Source organism: Pseudomonas khavaziana (assembly GCF_019145205.1).
In the GTDB taxonomy this organism is placed as follows: domain Bacteria; phylum Pseudomonadota; class Gammaproteobacteria; order Pseudomonadales; family Pseudomonadaceae; genus Aquipseudomonas; species Aquipseudomonas khavaziana.
This window is the reverse complement of the sequence record NZ_JAHSTT010000002.1, coordinates 588,475-601,014: the sequence shown is the minus strand read 5'-3', so window position 1 is coordinate 601,014 and position 12,540 is coordinate 588,475. Positions and strand designations below refer to the sequence as shown.

The window sequence follows — 12,540 nt, the reverse complement described above, 5'->3', positions numbered from 1 at the left end:
GCCAAACCCCCTTCCACCTTTGACTGTGTGAACCCGATCAAATGTGGAAGGGGGCTTGCCCCCGATGAGGCCTGACCTGACTAGACTTCAAAGAGGGTGCATCCAATGTCCCAAGAATACGATTACATCATTGTGGGTGCCGGCTCCGCCGGTAACACCCTGGCGACCCGTCTGACCGAAGACGAAGGTGTCACCGTTTTGCTGCTGGAGGCCGGTGGCCCCGACTACCGCCTCGACTTCCGTACCCAGATGCCAGCCGCCCTGGCCTTCCCGCTGCAGGGCCGCCGCTACAACTGGGCCTATGAAACCGATCCAGAGCCACACATGGACGGTCGCCGGATGGAGTGCGGCCGCGGCAAGGGCCTGGGTGGTTCGTCGCTGATCAACGGCATGTGCTACATCCGTGGCAACGCCATGGACTACGACAACTGGGCGAAGCTGCCGGGCCTGGAAGACTGGACCTACCTCGACTGCCTGCCGTATTTCCGCAAGGCCGAAACCCGCGACATCGGCCCCAACGACTACCACGGTGGCGAAGGCCCGGTCAGCGTGACCACGCCGAAAGCGGGCAACAACCCGCTGTTCCACGCCATGGTCGAAGCCGGCGTACAAGCCGGCTACCCGCGTACCGAAGACTTGAACGGTTACCAGCAAGAAGGCTTCGGCCCGATGGACCGTACCGTCACGCCGAACGGCCGTCGCGCCAGCACCGCACGCGGTTACCTGGACACGGCTAAAAAGCGTTCGACCCTGACCATCGTCACCCACGCCCTCACCGACAAAGTGTTGTTCGAAGGCAAGCGAGCCGTAGGCGTGCGCTATCTGATCGGCGCCGCCGAAGAGCGCGTCGAAGCCCGCGCGCGTAAAGAAGTGCTGGTGTGCAGCGGCGCAATCGCTTCGCCGCAACTGCTGCAACGCTCCGGCGTCGGCCCGGCCAAACTGCTCGAAAGCCTCGACATCCCGGTGGTCCACGACCTGCCAGGCGTCGGCGAAAACCTGCAGGACCACCTTGAGCTGTACCTGCAATATGCGTGCACCCAGCCGGTGTCGCTGTACCCATCATTGCTCTGGTACAACCAGCCTGCGATTGGTGCCGAATGGCTGTTCAACGGCACCGGCATCGGTGCCAGCAACCAGTTCGAAGCCGGGGGCTTTATCCGTTCGCGTCCGGAATTCGAATGGCCGAACATCCAGTACCACTTCCTCCCGGTGGCGATTAACTACAACGGCAGCAACGGTGTGAAAGAGCACGGTTTCCAGGCACACATGGGCTCCATGCGTTCGCCTAGCCGTGGCCGCGTGCAATTGAAGTCGAAGAACCCAAGGGACTACCCGAGCATCCTCTTCAACTACATGGCCACCGAGCAGGACTGGCAGGAATTCCGCGACGGCATCCGCCTGACCCGTGAAATCATGCAGCAGCCGGCGCTGGATCCCTACCGTGGCCGCGAAATCAGCCCGGGCATCGAAGTGCAAACCGATGAGCAACTGGACAAGTTCATCCGCGAGCACGCCGAAACCGCGTTCCACCCGTCCTGCTCGTGCAAGATGGGCACCGACGAGATGGCCGTGGTGGATGGCGAAGGCCGCGTGCATGGCATGCAGGGCCTGCGGGTGGTGGATGCGTCGATCATGCCGATCATCACCACTGGCAACTTGAACGCGCCGACGATCATGATCGCCGAGAAAATCGCCGACAAGATCCGTGGCCGCAAGCCACTGCCGCGCAGCAGCGCCGACTACTACGTGGCAGGCGATGCGCCGGTGCGTGGCAAGCCGTTGCGTGAAGTGGGGCCGACTGCGCAGTAACTGAAACACCGCGGCGCCTTCATGGGGAGCAAGTCGAATCGTCGCACCGCCCCTCCCACATTTGACTGTATTTACACATCTGGATTTGTGAACACAGTCAGTGTGGGAGGGGCGGTGCGACGATTCGACCTGCCCCCGATGAGGCCCTGACAGACACCACAAAACCTCCCCCTACACTTTCCTTGATCAGCTCCCCGCCCCGGCCTACTCTGTTGGTCTGCCGCGCGCTGAGCCGCCCACAAGGAAGGCCCCATGTTCGAACACCACACCATACTCAAAAAGCACTTCAGTGCCCTGCGCACCCGCGCTGAATTCTTCTCGCTGCGCTACGTGCGCGAATCCGGCCAGTACCTGTCGGTGCGCAAGAACGTCGCCGAACCGCCACATTTGGGTCACGACGAAGGCGCCATGCTGACCGTGCGTCTCAATGGCGTGGAAGCCTACGCCGCAACCAACGATATTTCCCTGGCCGGCCTGCAAGCTGCCCTTGAACGCGCCGAACAGCAAGCCCGGCTGATCCAGCCCCACGCCCTGCTCGACCTGCGCCAGCAGCCAGTTTCCAGTGATGTCGGCGACTACCTGTCTCCCGACCTCGAGCAGCCCTTCCCGTCCCTGAGCGATTGCTACCAACTGCTGGGCGACGAGTCTGCCGCCGTGCCCAAGGATGAGCGCCTGGTGACCTGGGAAGTCAGTCTGGGTACCACCCAGGTTGAACAGATTTACCTCAACAGCGCCGGCGCGCAATTGCGCCAGGCCCAGCGTTTCGTCTTTCCCGGCCTGAGCGTCACCGCCTTCGATGGCGACGACAGCCAGACCCGCACCCTGGGCGGTACCAACTTCGGCCAGCAAGGCAGTGCCGGCGTGATCCAGCGCTTTGGCCTGGTCGGCGCTGCCAGCCAGGTGGCCGACGAAGCCCTGCAATTGCTGCTCGCACCGAACACGCCCCAAGGCCCACGCGACCTGCTGTTGATGCCCGACCAGATGATCCTGCAGATCCACGAATCCATCGGCCACCCGCTGGAGCTGGACCGTATCCTCGGTGACGAGCGCAATTACGCCGGCACCAGCTTTGTGAAGGCCAGCGACTTCGGCCATCTGCAATACGGCTCACCGCTGCTCAACGTGACCTTCGACCCGGACATTCCCGAACAGCTCGCCAGCTACAGCCACGACGACGACGGCACCCGCGCCAGCAAGCAATTCCTGATCCGCGATGGCCTGCTGCTCAAGCCCTTGGGCGGTGCGTTGTCGCAATTTCGCGCCAACCTGCAAGGCGTCGCCAACAGCCGCGCCTGCGGCTGGAACCGCCCGCCCATCGACCGCATGGCCAACCTGAATATCGAGGCCGGCGATAAAAGCTTCGCGCAACTGGTGGGCGGCATCGAACACGGCATCCTCATGTCGACCAACCGTTCGTGGTCCATCGACGATGCGCGCAACAAGTTCCAGTTCGGCTGCGAGTGGGGCCAGTTGATCGAAAACGGCGAACTCAAGGGCGTGGTGAAGAACCCTAACTACCGGGCGATTTCCGCGCAATTCTGGCGCAAGCTCAGCGCCGTCGGCGATGCCAGCACGTTCAAGGTATTGGGCACGCCGAACTGTGGCAAAGGCGAACCCAACCAGGTGATCCGCGTCGGCCATGCATCGCCGGCCTGCGTGTTCAGTAACGTCGACGTATTTGGGGGAGATGCCTGATGGATAACTTCAAGGCATTGGTGGACTGGCTCAAGCAAGCCATCACCGACAAGGAACAATTTCACCTCGGCTACGCGGATGAGGCGTCCGAGTTCGTACGCTTCAACCACGCCAAGGTGCGCCAGGCCGGACAGGTGCAACAGGCCAGCCTGAACCTCAAGCTGATCGACGATGGTCGCCATGCGGACCTTGGCATCACCTTGTCCGGCGAGCCGGAACTGGACCGCCAGCGCCTCGCCGATGGCCTGGAACAACTACGCCAGACCCTGCCACTGCTGCCCCAGGACCCTTACCTGCTGCTCAACCACAACGCCTGGCGAAGCCACAACGAACAACTGCGACCACTGCCGGACCTGGCCCAGGTGCTGCAAGACATCAGTCAGGCTGCCGAAGGTGTGGACCTGGTCGGTTTCTACGCAGCCGGGCCCATCAGCCGTGGGTTCGCCAGCTCGGAGGGTGCGTTCGGCTGGCATCGGGCCAATAGTTTCAACCTCGATTTCAGCCTGTTCCACGCCAATGGCGAAGCGGTAAAAGCCAGCTACGCCGGGCACACCTGGAACAGTGCCGAATTCAGCGCCCGCTTGCAGCAAGCGCGCGAGCAGCTGACGTTTCTCGGTCGCCCGCTGCACAACCTGGCGCCCGGCCAGTACCGTGCCTACCTCGCCCCGGCGGCGCTGGAAGAGATCATCAGCATCATCACCTGGGGAGGGTTCTCCGCCCAGGCCATCGCCAGCAAAGGCAGTTCATTGCAGCGCCTGTATGCCGGTGAGCAATCACTGAGCCCGCTGGTGACGCTTGGTGAGCAGATCAGCGGCTCCCTGAGCCAGGCGTTTTCCACCGAGGGCTACCCGCGCGAGGACGTCACCCTGATCGGCGCCGGCAAGGCGCGAGGCCAACTGGTGAATTCGCGCAGCGCCGCCGAATATGGCTTGAGCGCCAACGGCGCCAGCAGCGATGAGTCGCCCAGCGCCTTGCAAATGGCGCCAGGCAACCTGGCCCAGGCCGATATCCTCAAGCAGTTGGGCACCGGCCTGTATATCAGCAACCTGTGGTACCTGAACTATTCCGACCTGCCGGCGGCACGCCTGACCGGCATGACGCGCTTCGCCACGTTCTGGGTGGAAGACGGCAAGATCAAGGCGCCGGTCGGCACCATGCGTTTTGATGACAGCGTCTTCCAGTTGCTCGGTTCGCAATTGGAAGCGCTGACCGCTGATCGGGAGCTGTTGCTGTCGGCCAGTACCTACGACCAGCGCAACACGGCCTCCAGCCTTCTGCCTGGCGCCTTGGTAAAACGCCTGACGCTGACCTTGTAAGCACCGGCTCCCTGTGGGAGCGGGCTTGCTCGCTCCCACATTGGACTGCATCTCTCCTGCGCGGCCTGTTGTCGCCTGCAAAAAACCTCGATATAACGGTTGGTGGCCACCCGCCACCCCACCCACGAGAGCACGACCTTGCCTGGGAAAGGGCAAGCTGGAGCGTTGACATGAATCATGGAAGTTTTGTCATTGAAAAGCTGGTCAAGCACTACAACGTTCATGTTGAGCAACTAGGAAACAATCCGGAAAAGAAAACCGTACTGATGGTCAACGGCGCGCTCTCCACTACCCGCTCCTTTGCCCGTACCAGCAAATGCCTGGCCGAGCATTTCAATGTGCTGCTGTTCGACCTGCCCTTCTCAGGCTATTCACGCGAACACAACACCGACCTCGACCTGGTCAACAAGGATGACGAAGTACAAATCCTGCGTGCCCTGGTGGAACGCTTCGAGGTCGACCATCTGGTCTCGGCCTCGTGGGGCGGCATCTCCACGCTGCTGACCCTGGCGCACAACCCGCCCTCCATCGAAAGCTCGGTGGTGATGGCCCTGGCGCCCAACCTCAATCTGGCCATGCTCGAATACGTGGAGCGCGTGCGCGTGTTAATCGAGGCCGATGACAAGTCTGCGGTCGGCCACCTGCTCAACGAAACGGTCGGCAAATACCTGTCTCCCCGCCTCAAGCGCAACAACCACCGGCACCTGTCGAGCATGACCAGCAGTGAGTACCGCCAGGCACGCTTTCATATCCACCAGGTACTGGACTTGGGCGATGGCAACTACCTGCCCGCACTCCAGCAGATTAAAACCCCAGTGCACTTTCTCAACGGTACCCTGGATGAATACACCCCGGCCACGGACGCCCAATTGTTCAAACAGTATGTAGGCCGCAGCAGCTTCGCCGTTGCCGCACACACCGGTCACCTACTGGACCTGGAGTCCCGCGAGGCGGCATTGGCAGTGCACCGCGCGTTGTTGGATTTTCTCGTCGGAGAGCATGCAGCGTTATCGGGCATGGATGAACCGCCAGTGGGAAAAAGCTTAAGGGTTAGCGCATAATCGCCAACACATAGCCTGCTAACCAAAGGGTCTCCATGCCGAATCGCGCCCCTCTCGATGCCAAGACCGCCCGCTGGCTACCCTGGGTGGTAGCAATTGCCTTCTTCATGCAGTCGCTGGATGGGACGATCCTCAACACCGCACTGCCGGCCATGGCCCGGGACCTGGCAGAAAACCCGTTGCGCATGCAGGGGGTGGTGATCGCCTACATGCTCACCGTCGCCTTGCTGATTCCTGCATCGGGCTGGATCGCCGACCGCTTCGGCACCAAGAAAATCTTCTTTGGCGCGATCATGCTATTCAGCATCGGCTCGCTGCTGTGTGCATTGTCCAGCAGCCTGACCATGCTGGTGGGTGCACGGGTGATCCAGGGCTTGGGCGGTGCACTGATGCTGCCGGTGGGGCGCTTGGTGGTACTGCGGGCTTATCCGCGCTCCGAGTTGGTGCGCATCATGGGCTTCATCACCATCCCTGGCCTGCTCGGCCCGTTGCTGGGCCCGACCATGGGCGGCTGGATGGTGCAGTACCTGACCTGGCACTGGATCTTCCTGATCAACCTGCCGGTGGGCATGATCGGCTGTTACGCCGTGTGGAAGTTCATCCCCGACCTGCGCGGCAGCGAGCGCACGCGCTTCGACGGCCTGGGTTTCCTGCTGTTCGGCGCAGCCATGGTGTTGATCACCATCGCCATGGAAGGCCTGGGCGAACTGCACCTGCCGCACCTGCGGGTAATGTTGCTGCTGTTCGGCGGGCTGGCGTGCCTGGCGGCGTACTGGTTACGCGCCGGGCATATCGATAACCCGCTGTTCTCCCCAATACTGTTCAAGACCCGCACGTTTGCCGTGGGCATTCTCGGCAACCTGTTTGCGCGATTGGGCAGCGGCGCATTACCGTTCCTGGTGCCACTGCTGTTGCAGGTGGCGCTGGGCTACTCGCCGTCGGAAGCCGGGATGAGCATGCTGCCGCTGGCGGCGGCGGCGATGTTTGCCAAGTCCGTGGCCCGGCCGCTGATCGAGCGCCTCGGCTACCGTATCGTACTGACCGGCAACACCTTGGCCCTGGGCCTCATGTTGGCGAGCATGGGCCTGGTCAGCGAGCACACGCCCTACCCGTTGCTGTTGGCCATGCTGGCGGTGCTGGGGGCGATCAACTCCCTGCAATTTACCGCGATGAACACCGTGACCCTGATCGATCTCGACGACGCCCAGGCCAGCAGTGGCAACAGCTTGTTGTCGGTGGTGGCGCAATTGTCCCTGAGCCTGGGCGTGGCCTGCGCCGGTGCATTGCTCGGCGGCTTTACCGCCGAGGCGGGCAACGACGGCGTGGAAAGCGTGCTCGGGGCCTTCCAGTTGACCTTCCTTACTGTGGGCATCATGGCGATGCTGGCGGCGGCGATCTTCCTGCAATTGTCGCCAAAAGACGGCAAAAGGGTAGTCAGCCGCGAGCACGATATCGAGCACTGACGGGCTTCTCGTCGAGAACTTGCAGGGAAAATCCCACGGGACTGGTACACTGCGCGACATTTTGTTTTGCAGAGCCAGTCCCGTGACTACCATCGCCACCGCTTTTAATACTTTGCCCCTGTCCGCCGCCATGCTGGCTAACCTCGACTCACTGGGTTATGTCGAGATGACGCAGATCCAGGCGCAAAGCTTGCCGGTGATCCTCAAGGGGCTGGACCTGATTGCCCAGGCCAAGACCGGCAGCGGCAAGACCGCCGCCTTCGGCATCGGCCTGTTGAACCCGATCAACCCACGTTACTTCGGTTGCCAGGCGCTGGTAATGTGCCCGACCCGTGAGCTGGCCGACCAGGTCGCCAAGGAAATCCGCCGCCTGGCCCGCGCCGAAGACAACATCAAGGTGCTGACCCTGTGCGGCGGCGTGTCCCTCGGCCCGCAGATCGCTTCCCTGGAGCATGGCGCCCACGTGATCGTCGGCACCCCGGGCCGTATCCAGCAGCACCTGCGCAAAGGCTCGCTGGTGCTCGACGGCTTGAACACGCTGATTCTCGATGAAGCCGACCGCATGCTCGACATGGGCTTCTACGACGCCATCGAAGACATCATCAGCAAGACCCCGCCCCGCCGCCAGACCCTGTTGTTCTCGGCCACCTACCCGGTCAGCATCAAGCAACTGGCGTCCAAGTTCATGCGTGCGCCGCAACAGGTCAAGGCCGAAGCGTTTCACTCCGATGACCAGATCGAGCAGCGCTTTTACGAGATCTCCCCGGAAGAACGCATGGATGCAGTGACCAAGGTCCTGGCGCACTTCCGCCCTGCTTCCTGCGTGGCGTTCTGCTTCACCAAGCAGCAAGTGCAGGAAACCGTGGATCACCTGACGTCCAAAGGCATTTCCGCCGTCGGCCTGCACGGTGACCTGGAACAGCGCGACCGTGACCAGGTACTGGCCATGTTCGCCAACCGCAGCACCTCCGTGCTGGTCGCCACAGACGTCGCCGCCCGCGGCCTGGACATCGACTCGCTGGACATGGTGATCAACGTCGAACTGGCCCGCGACTCGGAAATTCACATCCACCGCGTCGGCCGCACCGGTCGTGCCGGTGAGACCGGTATCGCCATCAGCCTGGTGGCGCCGTCCGAAGCGCACCGCGCCCAGGCCATCGAGCAACTGCAGAAGTCGCCGCTGAACTGGGATCAACTGGACAACCTCAAGCCGCAAAGCGGTGGCCCGCTGCTGCCGCAGATGAGCACCCTGTGCATCGCCGCCGGGCGTAAAGACAAGGTCCGCCCAGGCGACATCCTCGGCGCGTTGACCGGTGAAGCCGGCATCCCGGGCACCCAGGTCGGCAAGATCGCGATCTTTGATTTCCAGGCATTCGTGGCCGTGGAACGCGGGATCGCCAAGCAGGCGTTGCAGCGCTTGAATGATGGCAAGATCAAGGGCCGGTCGTTGCGCGTGCGGATCCTGTAAAACGACCTTTAATCCAATGAAGATCCAATGTGGGAGGGAGCAAGCCCCCTCCCACATTTGACTGTATTCCAATTCAGAATTTGTATGAGGACACCGTTTTGCGCTCGACCGAAGTTGTGATCATTGGCGCCGGCGCCGCAGGCTTGATGTGCGCACTGACTGCTGCCGGACGCGGGCGCAAGGTGATGCTGATCGACCACGCCAACAAAGCCGGCAAGAAGATCCTGATGTCCGGTGGTGGGCGCTGTAACTTCACCAATATGTACACCGAGCCGGCCAACTTCCTTTCGCACAATGCACACTTCTGCAAGTCGGCCCTGGCGCGCTATACCCAGTGGGATTTTATCGCGCTGGTGGCCAAGCACGGCGTGCCCTACCACGAGAAGAAACTCGGCCAGCTGTTCTGCGATAACAAGTCCAGCGACATCCTCGGCATGCTGCTCGATGAATGCATCCAGACCGGCGTGAGCCTGCACCTGGACACTTCGATTGAGGAGATTGCCAAGCTCGACAGCGGCTATCAGCTGCAGACCACCCTGGGCGAACTGCGCTGCGAATCCCTGGTGATTGCCACTGGCGGTTTGTCGATCCCCACGCTGGGCGCCACCGGTTTTGGCTATCAAGTCGCCAGGCAATTCGGCCATGAACTGCTGCCGACCCGCGCCGGGCTGGTGCCGTTCACCATCACCGACCAGCTCAAGGAATTATGCGGCGAGCTGTCCGGCACTTCGGTGGATTGCCTGGTCAGCTGCAACAACCAGAGTTTTCGCGAGAACATCCTGTTTACCCACCGAGGCCTGAGCGGGCCGGCGATTTTGCAGATCTCTTCCTACTGGGAATCGGGCGACACGGTGGAAATCAACCTGTTGCCCGATCATGACGCCCATGACTGGCTGCAACAGCAACAGGCCGAGCATCCCAACAGTGAGTTAAAGACCCTGCTGGGGGAGATTTTCACCAAGAAGATGGCCAACCTGCTGGCCCAAAGCTGGTTCGAATCCAAACCGATGAAGCAGTACACCCACGCTGAAATTGCCGATATCGCGCAAAAACTTGGGAGCTGGCAACTCGTACCGGCCGGCACCGAGGGCTATCGCACTGCTGAGGTAACCTTAGGTGGAGTGGATACGCGGGAGGTGTCGTCCAAGACTATGGAGTCGCTGAAAAGCCCTGGCCTGTACTTCATCGGTGAAGTGCTGGATGTGACCGGCCACCTGGGCGGGTTCAATTTCCAGTGGGCCTGGGCATCTGGTTACGCAGCCGCACAATACGTCTGACACAACGCAGTAAAAATGTGGGAGGGGCGGTGCGACGATTCGACTTGCTCCCGATAACGGTGGACCAGTCAACTCATCAACTGACTGACGCACCGCTATCGGGAGCAAGCCCCCTCCCACATTGGTTTTGTAGGGATCTTGAAAAATTTGCTGTTGGATGTGATCACCACCCTTGCCGTGGCGTCCTTGATAGCTCAATTTAGCGACACTGTCCCGGAAGACTCCAGACTTCATGTCATCGACCTCGTTCAAGCAGTCCATGCGGCGCCTGTGGGCGCTGGATAAATTCAGCTACAGCGTACGGGTGTTCATCGCCCTCACCGGCAGCATGGCGCTGTGTTGGTACCAGGATGAAATGACGCTGCTGATCCCGCTGTTCCTGGGGATTATCGCCAGCGCCCTGGCCGAGACCGATGACAGTTGGCAAGGCCGCCTCAATGCCTTGGCGGTGACGCTGGTGTGTTTCAGCATCGCTGCGCTGTCGGTGGAGCTGCTGTTCCCCTACCCCTGGATCTTTGCCATCGCCCTGGCCCTGGCCAGTTTCTGCCTGACCATGCTGGGCGCGTTGGGTGAGCGCTATGGCGCGATTGCCTCGGCCACGTTGATCCTGTCGGTCTACACCATGATCGGCGTCGACCAGCGCGGCGGCGCCGTCACCGACTTCTGGCATGAACCGTTGCTGCTGGTGGCCGGCGCCGCCTGGTACGGGGTGCTGTCGGTGCTGTGGCAGGTACTGTTTTCCAACCAGCCGGTGCAGCAGAGCCTGGCGCGATTGTTCCGTGAGCTGGGGCGTTACCTCAAGCTCAAGTCATCCTTATTCGAACCGATACGCCAGTTGGATGTGGAAGCACGCCGTCTGGAACTGGCCCAGCAAAATGGCCGGGTGGTCGCGGCGTTGAATGCGGCCAAGGAAATCATCCTGCACCGCGTCGGCAACGGTCGGCCGGGCTCGAAGGTCAGCCGCTACCTGAAACTCTACTTCCTGGCCCAGGACATCCACGAGCGCGCCAGTTCCTCCCACTACCCCTACAACGCCCTCACCGAAGCCTTCTTCCACAGCGATGTGCTGTTCCGCTGCCAGCGCCTGCTGCGCCAGCAAGGCAAGGCGTGCCAGACCCTGGCCGAGTCGATCCAACTGCGCCAGCCGTTCATCTATGACGACAGCTTCGCCGAAGCCCTGGGCGACCTCAACGCCTCCCTGGAACACCTGCGCATCCAGAGCAACCCGGCCTGGCGTGGCCTGTTGCGCTCGCTGCGCGCCTTGGCGGCCAACCTGTCCACCCTCGACCGCCTGCTGGGCGATGCCAGCAACCCCGATGCCCTGGCCGACGCCACCGACAGCAACCTGCTGGACCGCGCCCCGCGCAACCTCAAGGAAATGTGGACACGCCTGCGCACCCAATTGACGCCGACCTCACTGCTGTTTCGCCACGCCTTGCGCCTGTCATTGGCGCTGACCATCGGCTACGGCACCCTGCATGCGATCCACGCGTCCCAGGGTTACTGGATCATCCTCACCACCCTGTTTGTCTGCCAGCCCAGCTACGGTGCTACGCGGCGCAAGCTCGGCCAGCGCATCATCGGTACCGCCATCGGCCTCACCGTGGCCTGGGCGCTGTTCGACCTGTTTCCCAACCCCGTGGTGCAATCAATGTTCGCCATCGCCGCGGGCCTGGTGTTCTTTATCAACCGCACCACGCGCTACACCCTGGCCACGGCGGCGATCACCCTGATGGTGCTGTTCTGCTTCAACCAGGTGGGCGATGGCTACGGGCTGTTCCTGCCGCGCCTGTTCGATACCTTGCTCGGCAGCCTGATCGCGGGCCTGGCGGTATTCCTGTTCCTGCCGGACTGGCAAGGCCGGCGCCTGAACAAAGTGCTGGCCAACACCCTGACCTGCAACAGCATCTACCTGCGCCAGATCATGCAGCAATACGCCGCCGGCAAACGCGACGACCTGGCCTATCGCCTGGCCCGCCGCAACGCCCACAACGCCGATGCCGCGTTGTCCACCACCCTGGCGAATATGCTGATGGAGCCGGGGCACTTCCGTAAGGAAGCCGATGTGGGCTTTCGCTTCCTGGTGCTGTCCCACACCCTGCTCAGCTATTTGTCGGGGCTGGGTGCGCACCGCGAAACCCAGCTGCCGGCCGATGTGCGCGAGCATTTGATCGACGGCGCCGGGCAGGCCCTGGCGTTGAGCATCGACGAGATCGCCAGTGGGCTGGCGAATAAACAGCCGATTGCGATTCAGAGTGATGCCGAGGAAGCACTGGCGGCAGAGCTGGAGCAAATGCCCGATGAGATCGACGAAGGGCAACGGTTGGTACAGACGCAGTTGGCGTTGATTTGCCGGCAGTTGGGGCCGTTGCGCACGTTGGCGGCGCATTTGATCAAAGATACCCGCGCGGCTTAGGCCGCTATCGGGAGCAACCACCCTCCCACATTCGA

8 protein-coding genes are annotated in these 12,540 nt (G+C 62.0%); all 8 read left to right on the top strand.

Going from position 1 to position 12,540, the window contains the following annotated elements:
* The first annotated feature begins 105 nt into the window (after nt 1–105).
* The 8 genes from betA (at nt 106) to yccS (ending at nt 12,505) form a co-directional block, all read left to right on the top strand.
* Nucleotides 106–1,809 (top strand): choline dehydrogenase, encoded by a 1,704-nt coding sequence (gene betA, locus KVH01_RS07270; protein WP_043046183.1) that lies wholly within the window; start codon nt 106–108, stop codon nt 1,807–1,809.
* A gap of 252 nt (nt 1,810–2,061) precedes the next feature.
* Nucleotides 2,062–3,504: a TldD/PmbA family protein gene (locus KVH01_RS07265; RefSeq protein WP_217880905.1), complete on the top strand. Its 1,443-nt coding sequence runs from the start codon at nt 2,062–2,064 to the stop codon at nt 3,502–3,504.
* Nucleotides 3,504–4,820, top strand: a complete 1,317-nt coding sequence (locus tag KVH01_RS07260) for a TldD/PmbA family protein (protein ID WP_217880904.1) — start codon at nt 3,504–3,506, stop codon at nt 4,818–4,820. The genes KVH01_RS07265 and KVH01_RS07260 overlap by 1 nt, the downstream gene beginning before the upstream one ends.
* A 170-nt stretch (nt 4,821–4,990) precedes the next feature.
* The gene (locus KVH01_RS07255; protein ID WP_217880903.1) at nt 4,991–5,881 is read left to right on the top strand and encodes an alpha/beta fold hydrolase; all 891 of its coding nucleotides are present in this window, start codon (nt 4,991–4,993) and stop codon (nt 5,879–5,881) included.
* A gap of 35 nt (nt 5,882–5,916) precedes the next feature.
* Entirely contained in the window at nt 5,917–7,344 is a 1,428-nt protein-coding gene (gene mdtD / locus KVH01_RS07250) for a multidrug transporter subunit MdtD (RefSeq protein ID WP_124402158.1), read from the top strand.
* Between the two features lie 130 nt (nt 7,345–7,474).
* Nucleotides 7,475–8,812, top strand: coding sequence for an ATP-dependent RNA helicase DbpA (dbpA, locus tag KVH01_RS07245; protein ID WP_264083551.1), 1,338 nt, complete (start codon nt 7,475–7,477; stop codon nt 8,810–8,812).
* 98 nt (nt 8,813–8,910) lie between these two features.
* Nucleotides 8,911–10,089: a BaiN/RdsA family NAD(P)/FAD-dependent oxidoreductase gene (locus KVH01_RS07240; RefSeq protein WP_217880901.1), complete on the top strand. Its 1,179-nt coding sequence runs from the start codon at nt 8,911–8,913 to the stop codon at nt 10,087–10,089.
* A gap of 232 nt (nt 10,090–10,321) precedes the next feature.
* Nucleotides 10,322–12,505, top strand: a complete 2,184-nt coding sequence (gene yccS, locus KVH01_RS07235) for a YccS family putative transporter (protein ID WP_043046190.1) — start codon at nt 10,322–10,324, stop codon at nt 12,503–12,505.
* Nucleotides 12,506–12,540: the final 35 nt, after the last annotated feature.